This window comes from Dorea sp. AM13-35 (assembly GCF_003473885.1).
In the GTDB taxonomy this organism is placed as follows: Bacteria; Bacillota; Clostridia; order Lachnospirales; family Lachnospiraceae; genus Dorea_D; species Dorea_D hominis.
This window is the reverse complement of record NZ_QUCZ01000003.1, coordinates 224373-250577: the sequence shown is the minus strand read 5'-3', so window position 1 is coordinate 250577 and position 26205 is coordinate 224373. Positions and strand designations below refer to the sequence as shown.

At 42.1% G+C, this 26205-nt stretch carries 21 protein-coding genes; 16 read left to right on the top strand and 5 right to left on the bottom strand.

Going from position 1 to position 26205, the window contains the following annotated elements:
• The first annotated feature begins 97 nt into the window (after positions 1-97).
• From DW152_RS05475 to DW152_RS05465, 3 genes are all read left to right on the top strand, one after another.
• On the top strand, positions 98-2377 hold the full coding sequence (locus DW152_RS05475; RefSeq protein WP_118288129.1) for a hydratase: 2280 nt from the start codon (positions 98-100) through the stop codon (positions 2375-2377).
• A 182-nt stretch (positions 2378-2559) separates the two neighbouring features.
• Positions 2560-3054, top strand: a complete 495-nt coding sequence (locus DW152_RS05470) for an RNA polymerase sigma factor (protein WP_021860426.1) — start codon at positions 2560-2562, stop codon at positions 3052-3054.
• Positions 3055-3072: 18 nt separating this feature from the next.
• Positions 3073-4986, top strand: a complete 1914-nt coding sequence (locus DW152_RS05465; protein ID WP_118288128.1) for a beta-propeller domain-containing protein — start codon at positions 3073-3075, stop codon at positions 4984-4986.
• Positions 4987-5241: 255 nt separating this feature from the next.
• On the opposite strand, the gene DW152_RS05460 is transcribed toward DW152_RS05465, so the two are convergent.
• Entirely contained in the window at positions 5242-5799 is a 558-nt protein-coding gene (locus DW152_RS05460; RefSeq protein WP_021860424.1) for a biotin transporter BioY, read from the bottom strand.
• A gap of 1276 nt (positions 5800-7075) precedes the next feature.
• Here DW152_RS05460 and DW152_RS05455 point away from each other — a divergent pair.
• Positions 7076-10231 carry a hypothetical protein gene (locus tag DW152_RS05455; protein ID WP_118288160.1) on the top strand — a complete coding sequence of 1052 codons (3156 nt, stop codon included), beginning with the start codon at positions 7076-7078 and terminating at the stop codon, positions 10229-10231.
• A 137-nt stretch (positions 10232-10368) separates the two neighbouring features.
• The gene (gene glgB / locus DW152_RS05450; RefSeq protein ID WP_117537471.1) at positions 10369-12279 is read left to right on the top strand and encodes a 1,4-alpha-glucan branching protein GlgB; all 1911 of its coding nucleotides are present in this window, start codon (positions 10369-10371) and stop codon (positions 12277-12279) included.
• A gap of 567 nt (positions 12280-12846) precedes the next feature.
• On the opposite strand, the gene DW152_RS05440 is transcribed toward glgB, so the two are convergent.
• From DW152_RS05440 to trmB, 4 genes are all read right to left on the bottom strand, one after another.
• Positions 12847-13743, bottom strand: coding sequence for a ribokinase (locus tag DW152_RS05440; RefSeq protein WP_021860421.1), 897 nt, complete (start codon positions 13741-13743; stop codon positions 12847-12849).
• Positions 13744-13785: 42 nt separating this feature from the next.
• Positions 13786-14826: a DUF1002 domain-containing protein gene (locus DW152_RS05435; RefSeq protein WP_021860420.1), complete on the bottom strand. Its 1041-nt coding sequence runs from the start codon at positions 14824-14826 to the stop codon at positions 13786-13788.
• A gap of 185 nt (positions 14827-15011) precedes the next feature.
• Complete coding sequence (locus DW152_RS05430) at positions 15012-15335, bottom strand: thioredoxin family protein (protein ID WP_021860419.1); 324 nt, start codon at positions 15333-15335, stop codon at positions 15012-15014.
• A 250-nt stretch (positions 15336-15585) separates the two neighbouring features.
• Positions 15586-16266 carry a tRNA (guanosine(46)-N7)-methyltransferase TrmB gene (gene trmB / locus DW152_RS05425; RefSeq protein WP_021860418.1) on the bottom strand — a complete coding sequence of 227 codons (681 nt, stop codon included), beginning with the start codon at positions 16264-16266 and terminating at the stop codon, positions 15586-15588.
• 175 nt (positions 16267-16441) lie between these two features.
• Between trmB and DW152_RS05420 the strand changes: the two genes are divergently transcribed.
• The 11 genes from DW152_RS05420 (at position 16442) to DW152_RS05370 (ending at position 26190) form a co-directional block, all read left to right on the top strand.
• Positions 16442-16753 (top strand): hypothetical protein, encoded by a 312-nt coding sequence (locus DW152_RS05420; RefSeq protein ID WP_021860417.1) that lies wholly within the window; start codon positions 16442-16444, stop codon positions 16751-16753.
• Positions 16754-16756: 3 nt separating this feature from the next.
• On the top strand, positions 16757-17806 hold the full coding sequence (locus tag DW152_RS05415) for a V0D/AC39 family V-type ATPase subunit (protein WP_021860416.1): 1050 nt from the start codon (positions 16757-16759) through the stop codon (positions 17804-17806).
• Entirely contained in the window at positions 17803-19743 is a 1941-nt protein-coding gene (locus DW152_RS05410) for a V-type ATP synthase subunit I (RefSeq protein ID WP_021860415.1), read from the top strand. Before DW152_RS05415 ends, DW152_RS05410 begins: the two co-directional genes overlap by 4 nt.
• A 26-nt stretch (positions 19744-19769) precedes the next feature.
• On the top strand, positions 19770-20204 hold the full coding sequence (locus DW152_RS05405; RefSeq protein ID WP_021860414.1) for an ATP synthase subunit C: 435 nt from the start codon (positions 19770-19772) through the stop codon (positions 20202-20204).
• Between the two features lies 1 nt (position 20205).
• Entirely contained in the window at positions 20206-20514 is a 309-nt protein-coding gene (locus tag DW152_RS05400; protein WP_117537487.1) for a V-type ATP synthase subunit F, read from the top strand.
• A gap of 20 nt (positions 20515-20534) precedes the next feature.
• Entirely contained in the window at positions 20535-21122 is a 588-nt protein-coding gene (locus DW152_RS05395) for a V-type ATP synthase subunit E (protein ID WP_118288126.1), read from the top strand.
• Positions 21076-22887: a V-type ATP synthase subunit A gene (locus DW152_RS05390; RefSeq protein ID WP_021860411.1), complete on the top strand. Its 1812-nt coding sequence runs from the start codon at positions 21076-21078 to the stop codon at positions 22885-22887. Before DW152_RS05395 ends, DW152_RS05390 begins: the two co-directional genes overlap by 47 nt.
• A gap of 14 nt (positions 22888-22901) precedes the next feature.
• Positions 22902-24308: a V-type ATP synthase subunit B gene (locus DW152_RS05385; protein WP_021860410.1), complete on the top strand. Its 1407-nt coding sequence runs from the start codon at positions 22902-22904 to the stop codon at positions 24306-24308.
• Between the two features lie 57 nt (positions 24309-24365).
• Complete coding sequence (locus DW152_RS05380) at positions 24366-24980, top strand: V-type ATP synthase subunit D (protein WP_021860409.1); 615 nt, start codon at positions 24366-24368, stop codon at positions 24978-24980.
• A gap of 89 nt (positions 24981-25069) precedes the next feature.
• Positions 25070-25705: a hypothetical protein gene (locus tag DW152_RS05375; protein ID WP_021860408.1), complete on the top strand. Its 636-nt coding sequence runs from the start codon at positions 25070-25072 to the stop codon at positions 25703-25705.
• A 35-nt stretch (positions 25706-25740) separates the two neighbouring features.
• The gene (locus DW152_RS05370) at positions 25741-26190 is read left to right on the top strand and encodes a hypothetical protein (RefSeq protein WP_021860407.1); all 450 of its coding nucleotides are present in this window, start codon (positions 25741-25743) and stop codon (positions 26188-26190) included.
• Positions 26191-26205: the final 15 nt, after the last annotated feature.

Sequence of the window (26205 nt, the reverse complement as noted above, 5' to 3'; positions counted from 1 at the left end):
CTATGCTAAAATGGAAGAGCGTGTAACAAAAGGGGCGGTTGTGTCAGAGAGAACAGCCCATATGAAGTACAGGAAAGATTAGGAGGACAGACAGAACATGATTAAATTATACGATGGAGGCGCATATCTGTTAAACGGAACAGAGATTGTAGAATCGGCTGCAGAAGTCGGAGCGAAGACCGGACAGACACCGGATCAGAAAGAAGCAGCAAAGCAGACAATGGCTTATCATATTTTGGCAGACCATAATACTTCCGGCAATATGGAGCAGCTGCAGATTAAATTTGACAAACTGACTTCTCATGATATTACATTTGTAGGAATTATCCAGACAGCGAGAGCTTCAGGACTGGAGCGTTTTCCAATTCCTTATGTACTTACAAACTGCCATAACTCACTGTGTGCAGTAGGCGGAACAATCAATGAAGATGACCACATGTTTGGACTGACTTGTGCAAAGAAATACGGCGGAGTTTATGTACCGCCTCATCAGGCTGTTATCCACCAGTTTGCAAGAGAAATGCTTGCAGGCGGCGGTAAGATGATCCTTGGCTCGGACAGCCATACCCGTTACGGAGCGCTTGGAACGATGGCAATGGGTGAAGGCGGACCGGAGCTTGTAAAACAACTTCTGAATAAAACTTATGATATTAAGATGCCGCAGGTAGTAGGAATCTATCTGGATGGAGAGCCGATGAAAGGTGTCGGACCACAGGATGTGGCACTGGCAATCATTGGAGCGACATTTAAAAATGGCTATGTAAACAATAAAGTGATGGAATTTGTCGGACCGGGTGTAGAAAAGTTAAGTGCAGACTTCCGAATTGGCATTGATGTTATGACAACCGAGACGACATGTCTGTCATCTATCTGGAAAACAGATGAAAAGATCAAAGAATTTTATGAGATCCACGGAAGAGTGGGAGAGTATAAAGAATTGAATCCGGGAGCAGTTACTTACTATGATGGTATGGTATATGTGAACTTAAGCGAGATCAAACCAATGATCGCGATGCCGTTCCATCCATCGAATGTCTACACAATCGATGAAGTGAATGCAAACTTAAAAGATATTTTGCATGATGTAGAGCAGAAAGCACTGGTAAGCCTGGACGGGGCAGTAGATTATTCTCTGCAGGATAAGGTTGTAAATGGTAAATTATATGTAGATCAGGGACTGATCGCAGGATGTGCCGGTGGTGGTTTTGAAAATATCTGTGCGGCAGCAGACATTATCAAAGGTCACTACATAGGGGCAGATGCATTTACATTCAGTGTATATCCGGCAAGTACACCGATTTATATGGAACTTGTGAAGAATGGCGTAGTGGCAGATCTGATGGAGGCAGGAACGATTGTGAAGACAGCATTCTGCGGACCTTGCTTTGGTGCAGGAGATACTCCGGCAAACAATGCATTTTCTATCCGTCACTCAACAAGAAACTTCCCGAACCGTGAAGGTTCCAAGTTACAGAACGGACAGATTGCATCCGTTGCACTTATGGACGCAAGATCAATTGCAGCAACAGCGGCAAACAAAGGCTTCCTGACACCTGCAACAGATATGGATGTCGAATACAAAGGACAGACCTATCATTTCGATGAGAAGATTTATGCAAACCGTGTATTTGACAGTAAGGGCGTAGCCGATCCGTCGGTAGAGATCCAGTTTGGACCGAATATCAAAGACTGGCCGGCAATGGCAGCACTTCCGGAGAATCTGCTCTTGAAAGTAGTATCCGAGATCCACGATCCGGTAACAACAACAGATGAGCTGATCCCATCCGGAGAGACTTCTTCTTACCGTTCGAATCCTTTAGGACTTGCAGAATTTACACTGTCCAGAAAAGATCCGGCTTACGTTGGAAGAGCCAAAGAAGTGCAGAAAGCGGAGAAAGCAATTGAAGCAGGAAAATGTCCATTGGATGAATTAGAAGAATTAAAACCAGTTATGGATGTGATACATACAAAATATCCGGAAGTCGGAAAAGGCAACCTCGGAATCGGAAGTACAATCTTCGCTGTAAAACCGGGAGACGGTTCTGCGAGAGAACAGGCAGCATCCTGCCAGAAAGTACTTGGTGGCTGGGCGAACATTGCAAATGAATATGCAACCAAACGTTATCGCTCCAACCTTATCAACTGGGGTATGCTTCCATTCCTCACAGAAGAGAATGACAAGAACTTAAGTTTCAAGAATGGCGATTACATCTATGTGCCGGAGATCCGCAAAGTGATCGAAGAGAAAGCAGCAGATGTAACGGCATATGTAGTCGGTGATGAGCTTAAGGAGATTCGCTTGAAGCTTGGAGATATGACAGATGCGGAGAGAGAAATTATCTTGAAAGGATGTCTTATCAACTACTATCGTGGATAAGTATGTGGATAGAATAAAAAACGCTGAAAAGGGGACGGGGATTTTCTAGAAAATCCCCGTCCCCTTTTCAGCGTTAACCTTTTTTCCAACTTTTATGCAACACTTTTCCACATGTTTTCCTCTAATATATGTGGAAAATAATTCATCGATGATGGAAACAGTATCTAACAGGGAGGTCATTTATGAAATGTGATGTGGATACGTTCGCGCGGATGTATGAAGAGATTTATAAAGATTTGTATCGATTTGCATTGTGTATGATGAAAAATGAACAGGATGCAGAGGATGCGGTGAGTGATGCGGTACTTTCCGGGTATGAGAACATCCGGAAACTCCGGGATGAGAAGGCTTTTAAAAGCTGGATGTTTACAATACTGGCGAACACATGTAAGAAGAAACTGCAAAATAGAAGCAGAAAGTTTCGTATGGAGAAGGATATGGAGTCGTCAGAGTCGGAGAGAAATAATTTTGGAACCGGACATCCGGATTATGGAATATCCGTAGATGTGCAACGTGCATTTTTGCATTTGTCTGAGGAAGAGCAGACAATCATTGCGCTGTCTGTATTTGGTGGATATAACAGCAAAGAAATCGGCGAAATGCTGAAGCTGAATGCCAATACGGTACGGTCTAAGAGAAGCCGCGGACTTGAAAAGATGGAATGTATATTAGCGTAGGGAAAAGGAGCGTGCAATATGGAGAAAAGAGAACAGGATCTTTTGTATAAGATAGAAGTGGGCAGCGAAAATATAGTAGTTCCGGATAGCCTGAAACCGGAAAATATGAAGAAAAAACTGGAACAGTGTGCGTGGGAAGAACGCAGGAGAAAAAGACGCAGACAGTGGAAGTTCGTGGGTGCGGCAGCAGCCTGTATTGTATTGGTGGCAGGAATCACAGTATACCAGAATCGGACGAGAATGGTAAAATCGGATTCTGCTGTGATAAACAGCGCTGATTCTTCGGATGGTGTAGTGGCAAAGTCTGTTGAGAAATGTTCGGTAAATAAGGGGAATCAGGAAAACCAGAAATATTATGCAAAAAGCTACAAAGAAATCCGTAAATATATAGAAGCGAGTGAGAAAGAGGAAACCGCCAAAGGAAGCACAAAAGAACAACAGTCATGCGCAGACGCGACAGGAGATTATTCAAATACGAATGTGCGTCAGGAAGGTGTAGATGAAGCAGACGTGGCAAAGACGGATGGTCGTTATCTCTATGTGTTAGAGGATGGCGGAGACTATGTTTCTATCGTAGACACGAAAACAAATATGAAAAAAATCAGTGAGATTAAGGCACCGAAGGATGAAACTATCGAGGAATTTTACCTGACAGAAAAAAATAAAAAAGTGGTAATGATATGCAGTAATTCATCGGATGATGATTATGTGGAAGATGTTACCAAGAGTTCTTTAATAAGTAAACAAACAGAAGGAACCAGAGTAGTAACTTATGATGTACAGGATAAAAAGCATCCAAAGAAAGCGGGCGAAGTATCACAGAACGGTGAGTATGAGCTTTCAAGAATTTCTGACGGGTATCTGTATATTTTCTCAAATTACTGGGTAGCGGAAAAATGGAAGAAAAAGCACCCGTCCACTTATATTCCATATGTGGATGGCGATCTGATGAAGGCGAAAGATATTTATTTACCGGAAGGAACAAAAGGATGCATGTATGAAATTGTTTCGTCAATTAATCTGAAACAGCCGGATAAGATCGCAGACAGCAAAGCTATTTTTTCAGAAGGCGGAGACGCATATGTAAGCAACAAAAATATTTACTATTATGAAGAAGAATGGACTGGCAACGGAAAACAGGAGAAGACATTACTCCGTAAACTATCTTACAAAAAAGGAAAACTGGCGGTTGTTGCGCAGAAGACATTCAAAGGATATCTGAATGATTCATTTTCGATTGATGAATACGATGGATATCTCCGCATGGTTGTGACGAGAGGTAAGACAAATGCGGTCTATGTCCTGGATCAGAAATTAAAGCTGACCGGAAAGATTACAAACCTTGCGAAAGACGAGCGCGTGTATTCTGCAAGATTTTTAGGAGATACAGGATATTTTGTTACTTATAAAGAAACGGATCCGCTGTTTTCGGTAGACTTATCTAATCCGAAGAATCCGAAGATCCTTGGGCGCTTAAAAATACCGGGATTTTCCAATTACCTGCATTTCTATGGAGAAGATAAGCTTCTTGGCATCGGAATGAATGTAGATAAGAAAGGTGATGTAACAGATGGTGTGAAGCTGTCCATTTTTGATATTTCCGATAAAAAAAATGTGAAAGAGGAACATAAGTATACACTGAAAGATGTTTATAGTACAGATGTGGAATGGGATTATAAAGCGGCGCTTATTGACGTGGGAAAAAATATAATCGGCTTCCCGGCAGGAGGAGAAAACAGACAAATGTATTATTTATTCAGCTATACAGAAGAAAAGGGATTTCAGTGTAATATGAAGGAAAAGATTTATGGAAGTGATGCGTTATCGACAAGAGGTATATATATTAAAGACCGTCTATATGTAATCCATGGAAATGTACTGAAAGCATACAGCCTGAAGACATATAAGAAAGTTGATGACTGTCTGTTGTAAACGGAATTTACGCTGTAAATATAATTGTTGACTGGGTGCTGCATACTGTTGCAACAAAAAAATAGAATTTTAATCCTATAATATGTAAATAGCAGATATGAAAAATAAAGAAAACCTTCGGCAAAGGATTCCTGAATTACATGAGGTGAAAAAGGAACCGATATGTCGGAGGTTTTCTCTGTTTGGGCTCCGGATGAAAGTGCCAATTGCAAATTCTGTTGGGGCTCTATAGGGCTAAGATTTGGCTAAATCGATTTATTTTATTGCAGACAGACGGCTTCTTAAAATCGGTCCTACAATCATAGCGATAATGATCTTAACAGCATCTCCGGCAAGATACGGAAGCACGCCGACAGATAATCCTGCCATGAAAGAAATATGCATCTGGTAAGCAAGCCATGCAGTTCCGAAAATGTAAGCAACAGCAAGACCGAGTACCATGCCAAGAACAGCCGGAAGCTTTTTGCCGCCAAATTTGTTAGTACCGATTCCTGCGATTATCGTCATGAAAATGAATCCAATCAGATATCCGCCAGTCGGTCCGGCAAGCTTTTCAAGTCCACCGGTAAAACCGGAAAATACAGGCAGACCTGCAATTCCGAGAAGCAGATAAATGATATAGCTGAAAAGTGCATCATTCCAGGAAAGAATAAAAACAGCGATATATATAACCAGATTTGTCAGTGAAATCGGCACCGGACTGACTGGAATTGGAATAGCAAATGGTGCCAGAATACAGATAACGGCAGTGATCAAAGCAATCTCTACCATACGTTTTGTAGTAAAAGCTGATTTAGTAGTTGATGTCTCCATGTAAAAAGTCCTTTCTGTGATGTGAGTTTGTTCGTACAATAATCATTTATTTAACAAAGTCATTATAATTGTAGATACAAGGAATGTCAACTATAAAAATATAAAGGTTAACAATTAAGAACCGAAAGATGTCATAAAATCACTCCCTGACAAGCACATCGAATTTGTCATCATTTAAATACATATCCAGTTTAATGAAACGTCCCGATTCTGGAAGCTTTGACACAGCGTGGATTGCATTTTTTATTTTGATATAGATATCGGTCACTTTCAATAAAATTGCCTGGTTATTCACACTGAAAAAACGGCATGTCACGCAGACGGAGCGCGCAGAGGATGAGGCAGTGAGCGTGGAAGTTACGGCAGAAAAAGCTGCAAATTATATAGGAGAGGAGTACAGAGATGATGATTTTGAGTCTGTTTGTTATGGCTTGAAAATGTTATGCTATGTATCAGAAGAACATGAATAAAAAGTCAGAATTGACAGATAATAATAAAATAACAAAGATGAAATAAAATAATATAATAAAAATATAAAAATAGTGTTGACAAAATAGAAGCGCGGTGCTATTATAAAGTCAATCCAAAAGAGATACGAAATCTAAAAATCAAATAAAAGAAGATCTGACGAGAAAGGATTTTCGAAATAACATTTGAGAGATTTGAAGATTTGGAAATTCATGTAAAGGAGGCTTATTCCGTTGGACAGTTTGATCGATTCATCAATTCAATATGTTAGTGGTATGGCAGAGAATGATTCCCGAAAAATAAGCCTTTACCATAGAAGTTAGAATCCGGTAAGATTAGAATGGAAGAAAAAAATCGGAGATGTCAAGAAACCGGAAGATAGAATAAAGAGTTACATCTGCACAGACATATTGGAAATAAATACCACAGATAGAAGAAAAACGAGTAAAACTTATGTGAAGTTATAAAATGTGTAAAGAAACATTTTATACATACCCCTTACTCATCCTTAAAAATAGAAAGGAAAAGGTTACGGGAATTGGTAATAATATTTCCTCCGATTTAATATAATAATAAATATGATAAAATTCAATATAAGATAGCCATTGCAATCAGGAACGACTGTAATGGCTATTTTAATGTTACATTTTTGTAATATTTTTTTAACAAATAGAGCGTATATTTTGACAATGCTAATACCATATGCTAAACTTATATCATCTTTAAATATAGTAAAATAGTAGAAATATAATTAAATTTTGAGGTGAGAAATTTGGATAAATATGAATATCGGGTTAAGACCGAGCAGATGCTCGAATACGTGGAGCAGAAGCAGTATAAAAAAGCTATGGAGATCGCAGATACGATTGACTGGCGCAGAGTAAAAAATGCATCCATGTTGAATACCGTCAGTGAGATTTACGAATGTAACGGAGAGTATCAGAAGAGCAGGGATGTGCTGTTCCTGGCATATGACCGTGCACCTGGAAGCCGTAAAGTTATATACCGGTTAGGTCTTCTGGCATTGAAATTGGAGGACACACAGGAAGCTTCTGACTGTTATGAAGAATTTGTTAAAGTGGCACCGCGTGATCCGAATCAGTATATTTTGAAATATAAGATTCTGAAAACACAGGGAGCTGATCTGGAAGAACAGATTCGTGCGCTGGAAGATTTCAAGAAATCTGAATATGTTGAGAAATGGGCATATGAACTGGCATTATTGTATCACGAGGTAGGAATGACAGCGAAGTGTCTGGAAGAATGTGATGATCTGATCTTGTGGTTCAGTGAAGGCAAATATGTATATCAGGCGATGGAATTAAAGATGAAATACAAACCGCTGACTCCGCTTCAGCAGGAGAAGTATGATAGCAGACCTGGCGGAGTAAGACCGGAACCGGCATTTGACGAAGAGGATGCTGAGAGCGAAGAAGAGGACATGCCGGAAGAGAGTGCGGCAGAAGAGGCGGTCGAAGAAGAGAAAGCTTATGAAGCAGAACCGGAAGAAGTCGCAGAGGAAACTTACGAAACAGAACCGGAAGAAGTTACCGAAGAAGCGGTGGAGCAGGAGGTTTACGAAGCAGAGCCGGAGGGAATTGCAGAGGAAACTTATGAAGCAGAACCGGAAGAAGCGGCAGAGGACGTTTACGAAGCGGAGCCGGAAGAAGTTGCAGAGGAAGCTTATGAAGCGGAGCCGGAAGAAGTTGCAGAGGAAACTTATGAAGCGGAGCCGGAAGAAGTTGCAGAGGAAGCTTATGAAGCAGAGCCGGAAGAAGTTGCAGAAGAAGATGTTCCGCTGGAGACAATGGAACCTGCAAGTGATCCGGTACAGGAGATCAATATAGAAGAAAAGGCAATGGCTGAGAAGGAAGAAGAACTTCTGCTTGGCGGACAGATGAAGATTGAAGAGATCCTGCAGGAGTGGGAAGAAAAGCAGAAAGCAAATGCAGAAGCAATCAAAGAGCAGAAAGTCAAAGATGAAGCGCGTCTTGCAAAAGAAAGAGAAGAAGCAAGAAAACGCCGCGAAGCAGAACGACTTGAACTGGAGCGAAAGGCTGCTGAGGCTGAGGCAGAGCGCAAGCGTATAGCGGCAGAAAAAGAAGCAGCAAGAAAGCGTGCCGAGGAAGAAGCGAGAAGAAAAGCGGAAGAGGAAGCTGAGAGAAAGCGCAAAGCCGAGGAAGAAGCGAGAAGAAAGGCTGAAGAAGAAGCAGCAAGAAAGCGTGCCGAGGAAGAAGCAAGAAGAAAGGCTGAAGAAGAAAGAGCCAGAAAAGAAGCTGAAAAAGAAGCCGCTATCCAGGAAGCAGCCAAAAAGGCAGCAGAACGACTTGCAAAACAGCAGACAATGGGTAAGCCGGACGAGAAAGTTACAGAAGAAAAGAAAAATACACAGCGTCTGCCAGACGATATTTTAGATTTAGTAGAGCAGCTTGAAAGCAGAGCAGCAACACCTAAGACTTCAAAAATTGTACTGGATGAAGATCTGGATGATGAAGAAGATCTGGAAGATGCAGTATTTGGTGGAGCAGAAGATGACTTCGACGGTGATGATTTTATTGAGGATGACTACAATGAAGAAGAATATGTAGAAGACTTCGATGAGGAATATGATGAAAATGATTTCGATGAAGAGAACTTTGACGAGGAGCCGGTAGAAGAAGACTTCGGCGAGGAAGACTTTGATGAAGAGGATTTCGCAGAAGACGGCGAAGATTTTGATGAGGCTGATTTTGACGAAGGAGATTTCACAGAGGAAGGCTTTGATGAAGAGGATTTCGCAGAAGACGGCGAAGATTTTGATGAGGCTGATTTTGATGAAGGAGATTTCGGCGAGGAAGACTTTGATGAAGCCGATTTTGCTGAAGAAGATTTTGAAGAAGCATCCGCGGAGGAAGAAGATTTCGTAGAAGGAGATTTCGCAGAGGAAGATTTTGCAGAGCCGGAAGAAGTATCTGCAGAAGATGAGCCGGAAGAGGTTTCTTATGAAGAAGCTGAAGAAGAAGACTTTGATCTGGATGATTTCTTCAATGATGACAAAGATGATGATACAGATCTCGGTGAAGCGCTTGAGATCGAGGAGCCTTCAGAGGCAGAGATACAGAAACGTATCAAGAAGTCTAAAGGTGGCGGAGTTCCGTTTGATACAGGATTTGTAGTAACCGGTCGTTATGACTTAAATGCAACAAGTGAGATTGGTCTGAAAGCCGGACTTACAGAAGAACAGAAGAAGTTATTCTCTTACTTTGTACCAGTCAGAGGTATGAGTGAGCAGATTGTAGAAGTTCTGGATAATGACCGCCGTGCACAGAGAGAAGGAACTTCCAAGACAGGAAACCTTATGGTTATCGGAAGAAAAGGATCTGGTAAGACAGTTCTTGCTGTTGATATTGTAAAAGCAATCCAGAAACAGCGTAACCTGAAACAGGGTAAAGTTGCAATTGTAACAGGAGAGTCACTGAATAAGAAAGAGTTATCCAATATTATCCAGAAACTCCGTGGTGGAGCGATCATTATCGAAAAAGCCGGTAAGTTAAATTCCAGAACAGTAGAAGAGTTAAGCTATCTGATGGAAAGAAAGACAGGAGAGATGCTGTTTGTACTGGAAGATCAGAGAAAACCATTGGAACGTATTATGACAGCTAATCCGGATTTCAAACGCAAGTTTACTTCAAAACTGGAGCTGCCGGTATTTATCAATGATGAGCTGGTAACATTCGGTCAGACATATGCGAAGGAAAATGGATATAAACTGGATGAAATGGGAATCCTTGCATTGTACAGCCGAATCGATGTAATGCAGAGAGAGGATCATGCCGTAACAGTTGCCGAGGTTAAAGAGATTATGGATGAAGCAATCGCTCATTCACAGAAAGCAAATGTAAAACATCTTGCAAGAAGAGTCTTTGGAAAAGGAACGGATCACGCAGACCGGATCATCCTTAAAGAAGAGGATTTCAGAATTTAGTTTGACAATAAAAATAAATTCAAACTATAAATGAGAAAAAAGAGTTTTGACAGATAATGTTTGTCAAAACTCTTTCTTTTTACCTTGTTCTAACGTATAATAAATATATTACCATAAGAGTATGGGAAGGTGGAATTATGGCTGAAAGAAAGAAAAAAACATATGAGATCGGGGAGCTGGATCAGTATCTTTTTGGACAGGGGAACCATTACGAGATATATAAGAAGCTGGGATCGCACCGAGTAAAGGATGGACACCGTCAGGGTGTGTATTTTGCTGTGTGGGCACCGCATGCGAAGTCGGTATCCGTTGTCGGTGAATTTAACGAATGGGATACACAGGCGAATCCGATGAAGCGGGAAGAGCCGTTGGGAATTTATACGTGCTTTATACCAAAGGTACAGGAAGATATGATGTATAAGTATTGTATTGAGACTTATACGGGAGACTACATTTTCAAGGCAGATCCATTTGCAAACTATGCAGAGTTACGACCGGGAACTGCATCGAGAGTGCATGATATCAGTGAGCTGAAATGGTCGGATACGCAGTGGATGAAGCGCAGGGAAGACTGGGATCATAAGAAAGAACCAGTGTCTGTGTATGAAGCGCATATCGGTTCGTGGAAGAAACATCCGGGGTGTGAGGACGATGGATTTTATACATACCGGGATTTCGGTAAAGAGATAGTCAAATATGTAAAAGACATGGGTTATACGCATGTGGAGCTGATTGGTATTGCGGAGCATCCGTTTGACGGTTCATGGGGATATCAGGTGACAGGGTATTATGCACCAACTTCCAGATATGGAACCCCGCAGGATTTTGCATGGATGGTCAACCATCTGCATCAGCATAATATCGGTATCATTCTTGACTGGGTGCCGGCACATTTTCCGAAAGATGCACACGGACTTGCTGATTTTGATGGAACCCCAACGTTTGAATATGCAGATCCGAGGATGGGAGAACATCCGGACTGGGGAACGAAGATTTTCGATTATGGAAAGAATGAAGTGCGGAACTTCCTGATTGCCAATGCGCTGTTCTGGGTGGAATACTTCCATATAGACGGTCTTCGCGTAGATGCGGTTGCGTCCATGTTATATCTGGATTATGGAAAGAATGCAGGAGAGTGGGTGCCGAATAAGTACGGAGAGAATAAGAATCTTGAAGCGATTGATTTCTTTAAGCATCTTAATTCGGTTGTGCTTGGCCGTAATCCAGGTGCAATGATGATTGCTGAGGAATCTACTGCATGGCCGAAGGTAACCGGGGATGTGGAAGATGACGGACTGGGATTCAGCTTGAAATGGAACATGGGCTGGATGCATGATTTTACAGAATATATGAAATTGGATCCGTATTTCAGAAAAGATAATCATAATCTGATGACATTTGCAATGAGTTATGCATATAGTGAGAACTATATTCTGGTTCTGTCGCATGATGAAGTTGTACATCTGAAGTGTTCAATGTTGAATAAGATGCCGGGACTTGGATTTGATAAATATGCGAATCTGAAAGTCGGATATGCATTTATGATGGGACATGTCGGTAAGAAACTGTTGTTTATGGGACAGGAATTTGCACAGCTCCGTGAGTGGAGTGAGGAGAGAGAGTTGGACTGGTATCTTCTTGCAGAGCCGGAACATCAGGCGATTCAGAACTGGGTACGTGATCTTCTGCATTTGTATAAGAATAAAAAAGCGATGTATGAGGCAGATCATGAATTTGGTGGCTTTGAGTGGATCAATGCTGATGACACATACAGAAGTATTTTCAGCTTCATGCGTCATTCCAAAGATGGCAAGAAGAATCTGTTGTTCGTATGTAACTTCACACCGATGGAAAGAGCAGATTATCGTGTCGGTGTTCCGAAGAGAAAACAGTATAAGTTGCTGCTGAACAGCGATGAAGAGAAATACGGTGGAACGGGTGAGAAACGCCCGCAGGTATACAAAGCACAGAAGCAGGAATGCGACGGAAGACCATATTCATTCGCATATTCACTTCCACCATACGGCGTAGCAGTTTTTGAATTTTAAGAGTAACTATTCAGAACCAAGTATAAAAAGAAGAACCGGATACACATGTTTACATGTGAGTATCCGGTTCTTCTTTTTATACAGGTGACTCGAATAGAGTCACCGCCCCGAACATGAGCAAAAGAGCTGCGAAGCAGCGGAAAAGCGCGAGGAACGCGCGATTTTGCGAATGAGCGGGGATGGTTCTGAAAAGTAAAAGAAACTCGAATAGAGTCACCGCCCCGAACATGAGCAAAAGAGCTGCGAAGCAGCGGAAAAGCGCGAGGAACGCGCGATTTTGCGAATGAGCGGGGATGGTTCTGAAAAGTAAAAGAAACTCGAATAGAGTCACCGCCCCGAACATGAGCAAAAGAGCTGCGAAGCAGCGGAAAAGCGCGAGGAACGCGCGATTTTGCGAATGAGCGGGGATGGTTCTGAAAAGTAAAAGAAACTCGAATAGAGTCACCGCCCCGAACATGAGCAAAAGAGCTGCGAAGCAGCGGAAAAGCGCGAGGGACGCGCGAATTTGCGAATGAGCGGGGAAGGGTTCTGAAAAGTAAAAGAAACTCGAATAGAGTCACCGCTTAGCTATTTCACTTCCTCCATCGTCGGGATAGAGACAGCCGCCCCCGCTCTGGAGCAGGTAATGGCAGATGCTTTTGACGCCAGTTCCAGCGAAGCAGGAATATTTTTGCCGTGTAACAGTCCGGATAAAAAGAACCCGGTAAATGTATCTCCGGCAGCGGTTGTGTCTACAGCTTTTATTTTAAAGGCTGGCTGATAAATCTGTGTGTCGGAAGAGAGATACATAGAACCTTCTTCGCCGAGTGTCAGTACAAAATCGTTCTCAGGGAAAAGCTCCTGCAGTCTGGAAGCAAGCTTTTCGTTGTCGGAAATATCAGCATCCGACAGTTTGCTCTTAATCAGCCCGGCAGCTTCAATCTCATTTACAAAAAACAGATCAATGAGATGCAGCGGAAGTTCAAAAATCTTCGCATCCATTGGAGATGGATTCAAGATGATCTTCATGCCTCTGGCTTTCGCATTGATAATGATATAAGAGAGCTGATTGATCTCATTCTGGAGAACCAGGTAATCTCCTGAGCCAAAATGAGAGAGAACTTCATCTGCATATATTGTTGTGATTTGCTGGTTTGTTCCGCCATAGAGAAGAATACAATTGTCTCCCTGCACATCATTCTGGATGATTGCATGCCCGGTTGGCGTTTTTGTGTCGGTATGCAGAAGTTCTGTATGTACTCCGGCAGCAGTTAAAATGTCAGAGAGAAATTGTCCATCAGCTCCGATGACTCCGGCATGCCAGACTGACATGCCGGCTTTTGCAAGGGCGATAGACTGGTTCAGTCCTTTTCCACCCGGATATTGTTTTAAATCTTCGGAAGAAAGGGTTTCCCCTTTCTTCACAAAGTGCGGTACTTTATATACGTGATCAATATTTAATGACCCGAAATTCAGTATTTTCATACCTGTATCCTCCGTCTGTAAAATATCGAAAGTACAGTGACTTTAGTTGGAGGAACTGTCGTCCGAAGAATTGCTGTCTGAGGAATCTGAATCACTTCCGGTCAGTCCTTTGAAAAAGTTCACGACTTTATCCCACCAGCCTTCAGTATCTGCATTCTGAACTTTGTCTTTGATATCGTCCAGTGTGCTGTTGCTGACAACATCACTTCCGAGAATATCATCTTTGGTCTGGCTGATGATTCCACCGGAATTGCTGTCATTTCCGCCGAAAAATCCTTTGATGTTATTGACTAGTTTTGTGAAGAAACCTTCGCTCTTGCCTTCCAGGTTGTTCAGCGTCTGCTGAAGAGATTTGACATCGTAATCATACTGGGAAATCTTCTCCATCAGGGATACGATCTTATCTTTCTGCTCGTCGGTGAGATTAACGTCCAGATCTTTCGCTTTTTCATCGACTGTATCTGCAATCTTATCTTCGTCGCTGATATCATTTGCAATGACATTTTCTTTGACATCGTTCATCAGATCCGTTGCCTTGTCCTGCCCGATATCGTCAGCAAGTTCACCGGTAGTTACAAGCTCTTCTGTAGCGGCTTCTTTCTGCCCTTCGTCCAATTTCTCACCGCTTGCAGTCTCATAAGCCATCATGATTCCGGTTAAAGCACCAGTTCCGGATACTTCGATCGGAGATGCCGCAACAACGTTGCAGTTTTCTACGCCGGAAGTTGTCAGAGTGCTGGCAATCATGGAACTGGTTACAAATGTAAGGTTTGCGACCTTCACCTGGATACCGCCGCTTGTAGTTGGTTCTACATAAGAACAGCTGTAAGTCTTGTGACCAATCTGAGCTTCAGATGCAATTCCTTCCATATATTTACGTTCGTCCTGATTGGTAACTTCGATCGTTTCTACACTGTCTTTGCTTGTTCCGAAATATTCATACATAGACTTCTTCTGGTCGTCTGACAGGTTTGTCCCGATCGTAACAACTTTGGAACTGTCTGCGTTGGCGATCATCGGAAGACTTGCACATGTAAGTGTAACTGCCAGAGCAAGTGGAATGATTTTTTTAAATTTTTTCATAATAATGGCTGTTGCCGTACCTCCTTTTATGACTGGTATTACCAGATGTATTTTTAATGAGTTTAAATAAAAATGATGCCAGAAGACTGCAGAAATGTATTGATTTTGCAATCTTTTCCATTATTATATGGGAGCTGGCATCATTATAGTATCATAATCGTTTTGGTTTGCAAAGAAAATCCGTCTTAACTCTTTCTGAAGATTTCCTTTAGGCGTTCTTCTAATATAGAAGAGGAAATCAGTCCGCCGAAAGAGGCGAGAACTGTACCGTTTTTAAAGCAGACAAATGTCGGGACGAGATCATCCGTATAAGTTTTGGCTAAGAGTGGTGATTCGTCAATGTCTACTTCTATAAATAAATACTGCGCATGGTATTTGCCGGATATTTCTTCTGCAATTGGTTTCATCATTGCACATTTTGTGCACCAGGATGCGTAAAACATCACAACGACCGGCACGCCGGAATTGTGTATAACAGCAGGAAAATTTGCTGGAGTGACATGCTTCATAAATCAGCCTCTTTTCTTCGTATGGCAGTCCGTGTCTGTATTCAGGTACCGGCATACTTCGCAGAAAGAATGTAAAAGACATGAGAATGGTCTGTGACAGCGCCTGTTGCAAATGTTGGTAAAACAAAAACAGGAGTGCCGTCGTCTTCGTTTCGGTTTCATGAATGTGTACCTCTGCACAGACTATTGTTACTTTATTATATGATACAAAGTAAAAAATGCGTATGATGAACGTGCAAGAGGCATATGCTTATTTCCTTGCCGCAATCAGTTTGTTGATCGGATGTTTCATGGAAGAGAATTTCTCCTCGTATTCTGTCATGACATTGCCTTCGTTCATGGCAGGATCATGATGCAGGTCATAGGTACATGCGGTCATTTTCCAGATGTCGGATGTTTCCAACTGTTCGGTGGAGAAATCAAAGAGATCTCGGTTGTCTGTTTTAAATTCGACAGTGCCATCCGGAATGAGGATCTTGTCATAGCGGGCAAAAAATTCTGCAGATGTCAGACGTCTTCTTGCATGGCGGGCTTTCGGCCATGGATCGGAGAAATTCAGATAGATCCGGGATACTTCATTTTCAGCAAAAACTTCCGGAAGATCTGTGGCATCCATACAGATAAAGCGTAGATTCGGAAGATGGAGTGTGATTGTTTCTTCGGATGAAGAATCGGATGTTACCTCCAGCTTCTCGACAGCACGTAGAAGGACGCTGGAATAACGTTCGATACCGATATAGTTGATATCTGGGTTCTGCTCTGCCAATGTCAGAATAAACTGACCTTTTCCCATACCGACTTCAATATGAAGTGGATGATTATTGTGAAAAATTTCGCTGTTCCATTTGCCACGGAAGTGTCGCTCATCTTTGATTACCATTTCTGAATTGGCAAGTACGCTCTCCGCACGGGGTATATTTCTTAATCGCATAGAATGTTCCTTTCTGATATTATCCTTATTAAATACATTTTTTCATGTATATTGCATGTGCTTTTCCAGTTTAACTTTTGTCCTTTAAAATGTCAAATTTGCTATGGATTTTTCTAAAAATAAGAGTATTATATAACATATACATAAAAATATGGAAAAAGAATGGAGGCGGATTATGGATTCTGTAGTAGAGCAGTTGAGCGAAATTGAAAAAACAGCAGAAGATATTGTTGAACATGCCGAAAAACAGAAGGCGGAGATTGAACATCAGATACAAAATGAACGAGACGTGTTTGATCGGGAAACAGAGCAGGCTACACAGGAAGAGCTTTCCAGAATTCGTGCGCAGGCAAAAGAAAAAATGGATGCAGTTATGGAGGAGCAGAGGGAGAAGAACCAGAAGCTTCTGGAAGAACTGCGAAAAGAATATGAAGAAAATCATGAGGCGTATGCCAGAGAGATATTAGAACATATCACAGAGGTATAGAACATGGGAAATGTTATGGCTTACAGCGGAATTGTCACGAAAGTCCACGGGATGCAGGCGAAACTTCTGTCGGAAGAGGAGCTTGAGGAAGTCGCATCCAAAAAGACAGTTCCGGAAGTAATTGAGTATCTGAAAGAAAAGCCGGCATATGCAGAGTATATGAACCGGCTGGAGGTAAAACTTTATCATCGAAGGAATGTTGAGAAAGTGCTGTATCAGTCTTTGTATGCAGACTGGTCCAGACTGTTCCGGTTTGCGGGAATGGAACAGAAGAAGTTTTTGAAAGTTTACTGGAAACGGTATGAAGTGGATTTGATCAATTACTGTCTTCGTATCGTATTTAATCATTATGAAAAACCATTTGATCTGGAATACAAGAAAGACTTTTTTGACCGGTATTCACAGATCTCGATTGACAAGATGATTACGTCCAGAAATATTGACGAGCTGGTAGATAATTTACAGGGTACGGAGTATTATGAACCGCTCATTAAGATAAAAGATTCAGGTGCAGCGACGTTGTTTGACTATGATCTTGCACTGGATCTCTATTATTTTACGACACTTTGGAGAAAACAGCGCAGACTGCTTAAGAAGAAAGAGCTGGAGATCTATACGCGAGACTGCGGAACAAAGATTGACCTTTTGAATATCCAGTGGATATACCGTGCGAAGAAATATTATCATTTACTGCCGCCGGATATTTATGCACTTACGATTCCAATCCATTACCGGCTGAATCTGGAAGATTTTAAGATGCTGGTAGACACACCGAGTGTGGAGGAATTTCAAAATCGGCTGGACGAAACATATTATGCGAAGAAATATGAGATCGGGAAGGAACAGAAGACGATGGAGCAGATCTATCAGGACTGCCTGCGTCAGTTGTACCTGTCAGACCGAAGGCGAGAGCCGTATTCGATCGCATCGATCAGCACATATCTGTTTTTAAAAGAAGAAGAAATTAAAAAGTTGACGACAGCGTTTGAGTGTATTCGCTACGGATTAACAACAACAGAGACTTTAGCATATATGAAAGGGGTGATTCGATGATCGTCAAGATGAAATTCTTAAGCATAAGCGGGCCGAAGACAGACATTGACCGTGTCTGCGACCAGTATCTTTCTAAGTATGAGATGCAGTTGGAAAATGCAGTGGCTGAGCTTAAGACAACGGACAATCTGCAGCCATTTGTAGATTTGAATCCTTACCGGGAACCGCTCGCGAAGGCGGAGCAGTTTACGGCAATGATCAAGGATGACAAGATCTGTCCGAAAGCAGTGACATCGCAGGAGGAGATGCTTGCAATGATCCGGGAAGTGAATCATGATTTTCTGGAACTGCAGGAACAGAAAGAATTATTAAAAAAGAAAGTAGAAAGTTTACGGGAAAGACTGGATGTATTGACACCGTTTCAACCGCTGGATCTGGATCTGTACAAAGTTATGCGTTACCGCTATATGAAGGTGCGGTTTGGACGGATTTTGGTAGATTATTTTAATCGGCTTGAAAAATATTTATTTGATGATCTGAATGCAGTATTTATAGAGGGAGCAAGGGATGAGAATTATGTCTATGGATGTTATTTTACATCCAATCCAGAAGCGAGCAAAATAGACTCTGTATTTAATTCACTTCATTTTGAGCGGATCAGCCTGTCACCAGATTTTATTGGAACGCCGACACAGGCATGTGAGGAATTACAGAAAGAGATTGGTAAAACGAAAAAGAAGATCAAGAAGATTAAGCAAAGTATCCGTGTGCTGGTTGAAAAGCATGCGGCAGAACTGTTAGGAGCGCAGAAGCGTCTGGAAGAATTGTGCAATATCTTTGATGTGCGTAAGATGGCAGCGCGAATTGAGGAAGGCGACAACAAGGAAGAGTATTACATCCTGTGCGGATGGATGGGCGAAGAAGATGTCGCTAAATTCCTGGAAGAGACGAAAAAGGATGATAAGATATTTGTTGTAGTGGAAGAAGACAGAGAGAAGTTCTTCGGTGAACCGCCGACAAAACTTAAGAATCCGAAGCTTTTCAAACCGTTTGAGATGTTTGTACAGATGTATGGGCTTCCGGCGAATGATGAGATGGATCCGACAATGTTCGTGGCACTTACTTATACATTTATTTTCGGCGCGATGTTCGGAGATGTGGGACAGGGCTTCTGCCTGTTTGCAATTGGTGGAATCCTGTATTTGACGAAGAAGATAAATCTCGCGGGAATTATATCGGTTGCAGGTATTTTCTCAATGGCATTTGGATTTATGTTTGGAAGTGTATTTGGTTTTGAAGATGTGATACCGGCACTATGGTTGAAACCGGTAGAAGCTATGACAAATCTGCCATTTATCGGGCAGCTGAATACGGTATTTATTGTGGCGGTTGCCTTTGGCATGGGACTGAACCTGCTGGTGATCCTGTTCCAGATGATCAATGCGATAAAAGCACATGATAGAGGCAATCTGTTATTTTCCAATAACGGGCTGGCGGGATTTATATTTTACGGATGTATCATTCTGACAATCGTTCTGTATATGACAGGACATAAGACGCCGAGTAATATTTTACTGGCAATCTGTCTTGGCATACCGGTCATCCTGTTTGTATTTAAAGAACCTCTGACGAATCTTGTGGAGCATAATCACAAGAAACTCGAAGAGGGAAAAGTGATGTTTCTTGTGCAGGGATTTTTTGAATTATTTGAAACGATGCTGAGTTATTTTTCCAATACATTGTCTTATGTGCGAATCGGTGCATTTGCAGTCAGCCATGCGGCGATCATGGAAGTTGTACTGATGTTGTCTGGAGCGGAGAGCGGAAGCGTGAATATCTTTGGCGTGATTCTCGGCAATGTGATCGTGTGCCTGTTAGAGGGACTGATTGTAGGAATCCAGGTACTCAGGCTGGAATATTATGAAATGTTCAGCCGTTTTTATAAAGGAACCGGAAGAGAGTTTAAACCATTTGATCAACATAAAAAAGAACATTAAGATCTGGAAAATAGGAGGATATTATTATGACACTGACTGTAAAATTACTGCTGATCGCAACTTTGATTCTGAGTATCATCATACCATTTGGGTATTATCTGCTTGGCGAGCAGTCGAAAAAACGCTATAAAAAAGCAATCGGAGCAAATGTGTTTTTCTTCTTTGGAGCATTTGTGATTGCGGGAATTATGTTATTTGGCGGAGACACTGTACATGCAGCAGAAGCTGCAACGCAGACCGCTTCTAATGCAACCGGATTCGGATATCTTGCCGCCGCACTTGCAACCGGTTTATCCTGTGTCGGTGGAGGTATTGCCGTAGCCAGTGCGGCAAGCGCAGCACTGGGTGCCATCAGTGAAGATTCCAGCGCACTTGGAAAATCACTGATCTTCGTAGGACTTGCAGAAGGTGTTTGTCTGTATGGACTGATCATCTCCTTCATGATCCTTGGTAAATTGTAAGATGAAAATGTATCTGATCAGTGATAATATCGATACTCTGACAGGAATGAGGCTTGCCGGTGTAGACGGCGTGATGGTGCACACGCGGGAAGAGCTGCGCAGTGCCATTGAAGAAGCGATGCATGATAAGACCGTTGGAATTATCCTGCTGACAGAAAAATTTGGAAGGGAATTTCCGGATCTGATCAATGAGATTAAACTGGAAAGGACGATGCCGCTTCTGATTGAAATTCCTGACAGACACGGAACCGGACGAAAAAAAGATTTTATCACTTCGTATGTAAATGAGGCAATCGGACTGAAGTTATAGATAGGAAGAAGGTGGCATGCTTGACATTAGAGGAGAAAATAAAGCATCTTCGCACGAAGGCGATGGAAGAAGCCCGTGGCGAAGGAAATGCAATCATCAAACAGCATGAGGATGCGCTCCGGCAGCTTGCAAAGCAGCATGAAGAAGAGGTGAAACGTCAGGTAGAGACGCGGATCAAAGCAGAGCAGGTAAGTGCAAAGCAGCAGCTCAATATGGCAATGTCAAAGGCGCAGCTCGAATTGAAAAGAGAGATCAGCGCGACGCAATTTGAATTAAAAAAAGAACTGTTTCAGGAAGTGGAAGAAAAACTGAATGATTATATGCAGACACCACAGTATCAGGCACTTCTTGTTACTTATATAGAAAAGGCTGCCAGATTTGCAGATGGAAAAGAGATGACGATATATCTTAATCCGTCGGATGCAAGATGGAAAGATTATTTGGAAGAGCATACCGGCATGAAACTTACGATCAGTAAAGAAGATTTTATTGGCGGGGTGCGCGCGGTAATTCATGAAAGAAATATATTAGTTGACTATGCGTTTAAGGGAGCGCTGGAAAATGAATCCCAGAAATTCTCATTCAAGGGAGGTGCGGGAATTGACTAGCGAAAAGACTGGAAAGATATATGGCATTAATGGTCCCGTTATCTATCTGAAAGGGAAGAATGGATTTAAAATGTCGGAGATGGTCTATGTCGGAAAGGAACGCCTTGTCGGTGAGGTGATTTCTCTGGATAAAGATCTGACAACGATCCAGGTATACGAGGAGACATCGGGACTGCGTCCGGGAGAAGAAGTTACGGCATCGGGCGCTGCTGTCTCTGTGACACTGGCTCCGGGAATACTAAATAACATATTTGATGGAATCGAACGACCGCTTGAGAGAATCGCAGAATCAGGAGGTGCATTTATCACACGTGGTGTCAGCGTGGACGAACTGGATAAAGAAAAATTATGGGATACACATATAACAGTGGGTATCGGTGATCTGGTGCACGGAGGAATGATTATTGCAGAAGTTCCGGAAACGCGTGCAATCGTGCATAAATGCATGGTGCCACCGGATGTAGAAGGAAAAGTAATTTCGGTTGTACCGGATGGACAGTATACGATCAAGGATACGCTGATAACACTGGAGCTTGCGGATGGGACATTAAAAGAACTGTCAATGACACAGAGATGGCCGATCCGTGTACCGCGGCCGGTATCGGAACGGTATCCGGCAAGCGTACCGCTTGTAACCGGACAGAGAATCCTGGATACCATGTTCCCGATTGCAAAGGGCGGAACCGCCGCAATTCCTGGAGGATTCGGAACCGGAAAGACGATGACACAGCATCAGATCGCAAAATGGTCCGATGCAGATATTATTATTTATATCGGATGTGGAGAGCGTGGAAATGAGATGACACAGGTTCTGGAAGAATTTTCCGAGCTGGTCGATCCGAAATCCGGCAATCCTCTGATGGACAGGACAGCGCTGATCGCAAATACTTCTAACATGCCGGTAGCTGCCCGTGAAGCATCTATTTATACCGGACTCACCCTGGCAGAGTATTATCGTGATATGGGGTATGATGTGGCGATTATGGCAGATTCTACTTCACGATGGGCAGAGGCACTGCGTGAACTGTCCGGACGACTGGAAGAGATGCCGGCAGAAGAGGGATTTCCGGCTTATCTTGCATCCAGACTGTCCGCATTCTATGAGCGTGCAGGTATGATGCAGACATTAAATGGAGCAACCGGATCAGTATCGATCATCGGTGCAGTATCGCCACAGGGTGGAGATTTCTCTGAACCGGTCACACAGAATACAAAGCGTTTCGTGCGTTGCTTCTGGGGACTGGATAAATCGCTGGCGTATGCGAGACATTTCCCGGCAATCCACTGGCTGTCCAGCTACAGTGAATATCTGAACGATTTAAGTGGATGGTATTCGGATCACGTATCGCCGAAGTTTGTAGATTACCGGAATCGTCTGATGGCAATTCTGAATCAGGAGAGCAGTCTGATGGAGATTGTAAAACTGATTGGTGGCGATGTACTTCCGGATGATCAGAAACTGATTTTGGAAATTGCAAGAGTGATCCGTCTTGGATTCTTGCAGCAGAATGCATTCCACAAAGATGATACATGCGTTTCGCTGGAGAAACAGTTTAAGATGATGGATGTTATTTTATATTTATATAAGAAAAGCCGGAAGCTGGTTGCGATGGGTATGCCGATGTCTGTGCTGAAAGCCGAAGGGATTTACGAAAAGGTAATCGCTATTAAATATGATGTGCCGAACGATAACCTGCAGCTTTTGGATCTGTATAAACGGGATATTGACGAGTTCTACGATCGTGTCGTAGAGAAGAATGCATAAAGGGGGAGTAAGTTGTGGCAATTGAATATTTAGGACTGAGCAGCATAAACGGACCTCTTGTTGTGCTGGAAGGGGTACAGGATGCATTTTATGATGAAATTGTAGAATTTGTAGTAGATCATAAGATCCATAAAATGGGAAGAATCGTGGAACTTGATGAAGACAAGGCAATCATCCAGGTATTTGAAGGTACGGAAAATATGTCGTTGGACAATACGCATACCAAGCTGACCGGACGTCCGATGGAAGTTGATGTGTCCCCGGAGATGCTGGGGCGTACATTTAACGGAATCGGCGAACCGATTGATGGACTTGGACCGATCACGGCAGCAGACAGGCGGGACATCAATGGGCTTCCGTTAAATCCGGTAAAGAGAGAGTATCCGAGAAACTATATCCGTACCGGCATTTCAGCAATTGACGGACTGACAACACTGATCCGTGGGCAGAAGCTCCCGATTTTCTCAGGAAACGGACTTCCGCATGACCAGCTTGCGGCGCAGATCGTGAAGCAGGCATCACTCGGCGAAGGTTCGGACGAGGAGTTTGCGGTTGTATTTGGCGCTATGGGTGTCAAACACGACGTGGCAGAATTTTTCCGCAGAACATTCGAAGAGAGCGGTGTATCCGATCATGTATGTATGTTCCTGAATCTTGCAAATGATCCGGTTGTTGAACGTCTGATCACGCCGAAAGTGGCACTGACAGTGGCAGAATATCTTGCTTTTGAGTGTAATATGCACATCCTTGTTATTCTGACAGATATGACATCCTTTGCGGAGGCGATGCGTGAAGTATCTTCTTCCAGAGGAGAAATCCCGTCAAGAAAAGGATATCCGGGCTATCTGTACAGTGAGCTGGCAACGATTTATGAGCGTGCCGGAATTGTAGAAGATTCGACTGGTTCTGTGACACAGCTTCCGATCCTGACGATGCCGAATGATGATATTACACATCCGATTCCGGATCTGACCGGATATATTACAGAAGGGCAGGTTGTTCTGGACCGGAATTTACACGGGCAGGCAATTTATCCGCCAATCAGTATCCTGCCGTCACTGTCCCGTCTGATGAAAGACGGGATTGGAGCAGGCTACACAAGAGAAGATCATCAGGATCTGGCAAATCAGTTATTTTCAGCTTATGCAAAGGTGGGGGAAGCGAGAAATCTTGCCTCCGTTATCGGAGAAGATGAGCTGTCACCGATCGACAAGCAGTATCTGAAATTCGGAGAAGAATTTGAAAAACGATATATCGGTCAGGGCCCAAAAGAAAACCGTACGATTCTGAATACGCTGGATCTCGGCTGGGAACTTTTAGGTTTACTTCCAAAAGAGGAATTAGACCGAATCGATACGAAACTGGTTGATAAATATTATAAGAAAAAAGAAGAGACGGATGAGGAAGAAAGTGAATCATAAGAAATAATTTTATTTCTATGACAGAGACCAGAATGAAAGCAGAAAAGGAGGCAGAGTATGGATCCGAGAGAATTTCCTACAAAAGGAAACTTAATGCTTGCCAAAAACTCGCTGGCACTGGCGCATCAGGGCTATGATCTGATGGATAAGAAGCGGAATATTCTGCTCAAAGAGCTGATGTCACTGATTGATGAGGCAAAGGATATTCAGGAAGAGATTGACCAGACATTTACAAAAGCATATGCATGCCTGCAGCGTGCGAATATCGAGCATGGAATCAGCAAAGTGCGGGAACTGGCATTTACCGTGCCGATCGAAGATTCTATCCGCATCCAGACGCGGAGTATTATGGGAACAGAGATCCCGCATGTCAAATACGATGCAAAGCAGAATGATCTGACGTATTCGTTCAGTACAACGAGAGAGTCGATCGATATTGCGCGAGAAGCATTCCGGGAAGTGAAAGATCTGACCATCAAATTGTCGATGGTGGAGAATGCGGCGTATCGTCTGGCAACGAATATTAAAAAGACACAGAAACGTGCCAATGCGCTTAAGAATATTACGATTCCGATGTACAGCAATCTGGTATACACGATCAGCAATGCGCTGGAGGAAAAAGAAAGGGAAGAGTTTACCAGATTGAAGGTGATTAAGCGGATGAAGTCGTAGAGGATTATATAATAATGAAATATAAGAAAAAGACTTGACAATTTTTGCGTGGGGGGGAGACTAAAACTAAAAAAGGGAGGCACAGGGGAATGAAAAAGTATAAAAAATATTTTATCATTACACTTATGTTAGCGTTCGTGTTTAGTTTTAGTTTTACTTCTTTACCGGTTTCAGCTGCATCAAAATATGGAACATATGGTAGAAGAACATATTACTATACTGTATCAAAAGCTAAGAATATTAGAATTGAAAAAAGAGGTAAAGCTGTTGGCAAGTATTTAAATGAATGGATGGAAGGCGGCGTGAAATTAGCTGTGAGCTATGCAATGGGAAATTATTCGATTCCATTTAGTATTGTCGAAATAATGGTTGGAGATGGTGGCGTTAAATATGATAAAAAATCATATTCATCCTATGTTTTTCAGGCAAAATATACGACAAGAAATATTTTTTATTATCAGGACAATGCAAAGAAAAAGAAAAAAGTAGTACTTTCTGATGAAAAAGGTGTAGCAGATGTGTTTTATGAATTTCATCCAGTTGGAGTTGGTTTTAAAAAGTCGACATATACTAAAAAATTAAAAAGTAAAGCAACCGTTAAAACAACTTATTATGATAAAAAGTCAAGGAACTTGGAAAGATGTAATATATTGGCAAATCATAATACAAAAGAAATGTGGACAATATCTTCAGAGCTTCTGACAGAAAAGTGGAGAAAAAAATAGCTCTAAAAGGAGTTGTCTCTTGTTGAGGGAAAATAATGAAAAAAAGAATTTTAATGTGCATAAGTACTGTTGTTGTAGTTGGAATTATAGCAATAATTATAGTTTTGAATGGACATACGACATTGGTAAGACAAATAGACAAAAATTTAGGTTCATCAACAAAATGGAAAATTATATCTGTCGAAAAAATGGAGAGTGATGAGAATCCAATTGTACATGACACAGATTTGCAGACGGTAATATATAAGAATCTTATTGATGAAATTAAAAAAACAAAGATGAAGCGTAAACGCAGAGAATTAGGGATGGAAATAAAAAAGCCACTCTATACAATGACAGTTTCTTCGGATAATGACTATATAACATTTACTGTAAATAATGAAGGTGAAATTCACTTAAATCAAACAGATATAACATATATTATTTTAAACGAAAATTCAAAACTATATGATGTACTCAAACAAAATTTTGGCTTGAAAAAATGATTAAAAGAGATAACA

Excerpts from the sequence above, each read along its gene's own strand:
- DW152_RS05430 (WP_021860419.1), bottom strand. The coding sequence starts at position 15,335 with ATGAAGCATGTCACTCCAGCAAATTTTCCTGCTGTTATACACAATTCC.
- DW152_RS05390 (WP_021860411.1), top strand. The coding sequence starts at position 21,076 with ATGAATCCCAGAAATTCTCATTCAAGGGAGGTGCGGGAATTGACTAGC.
- DW152_RS05400 (WP_117537487.1), top strand. The coding sequence starts at position 20,206 with ATGAAAATGTATCTGATCAGTGATAATATCGATACTCTGACAGGAATG.
- DW152_RS05405 (WP_021860414.1), top strand. The coding sequence starts at position 19,770 with ATGACACTGACTGTAAAATTACTGCTGATCGCAACTTTGATTCTGAGT.
- DW152_RS05440 (WP_021860421.1), bottom strand. The coding sequence starts at position 13,743 with ATGAAAATACTGAATTTCGGGTCATTAAATATTGATCACGTATATAAA.
- DW152_RS05410 (WP_021860415.1), top strand. The coding sequence starts at position 17,803 with ATGATCGTCAAGATGAAATTCTTAAGCATAAGCGGGCCGAAGACAGAC.
- DW152_RS05380 (WP_021860409.1), top strand. The coding sequence starts at position 24,366 with ATGGATCCGAGAGAATTTCCTACAAAAGGAAACTTAATGCTTGCCAAA.
- DW152_RS05415 (WP_021860416.1), top strand. The coding sequence starts at position 16,757 with ATGGGAAATGTTATGGCTTACAGCGGAATTGTCACGAAAGTCCACGGG.
- DW152_RS05435 (WP_021860420.1), bottom strand. The coding sequence starts at position 14,826 with ATGAAAAAATTTAAAAAAATCATTCCACTTGCTCTGGCAGTTACACTT.
- DW152_RS05420 (WP_021860417.1), top strand. The coding sequence starts at position 16,442 with ATGGATTCTGTAGTAGAGCAGTTGAGCGAAATTGAAAAAACAGCAGAA.
- DW152_RS05460 (WP_021860424.1), bottom strand. The coding sequence starts at position 5,799 with ATGGAGACATCAACTACTAAATCAGCTTTTACTACAAAACGTATGGTA.
- trmB (WP_021860418.1), bottom strand. The coding sequence starts at position 16,266 with ATGCGATTAAGAAATATACCCCGTGCGGAGAGCGTACTTGCCAATTCA.
- glgB (WP_117537471.1), top strand. The coding sequence starts at position 10,369 with ATGGCTGAAAGAAAGAAAAAAACATATGAGATCGGGGAGCTGGATCAG.
- DW152_RS05470 (WP_021860426.1), top strand. The coding sequence starts at position 2,560 with ATGAAATGTGATGTGGATACGTTCGCGCGGATGTATGAAGAGATTTAT.
- DW152_RS05475 (WP_118288129.1), top strand. The coding sequence starts at position 98 with ATGATTAAATTATACGATGGAGGCGCATATCTGTTAAACGGAACAGAG.
- DW152_RS05375 (WP_021860408.1), top strand. The coding sequence starts at position 25,070 with ATGAAAAAGTATAAAAAATATTTTATCATTACACTTATGTTAGCGTTC.
- DW152_RS05370 (WP_021860407.1), top strand. The coding sequence starts at position 25,741 with ATGAAAAAAAGAATTTTAATGTGCATAAGTACTGTTGTTGTAGTTGGA.
- DW152_RS05455 (WP_118288160.1), top strand. The coding sequence starts at position 7,076 with ATGCTCGAATACGTGGAGCAGAAGCAGTATAAAAAAGCTATGGAGATC.
- DW152_RS05465 (WP_118288128.1), top strand. The coding sequence starts at position 3,073 with ATGGAGAAAAGAGAACAGGATCTTTTGTATAAGATAGAAGTGGGCAGC.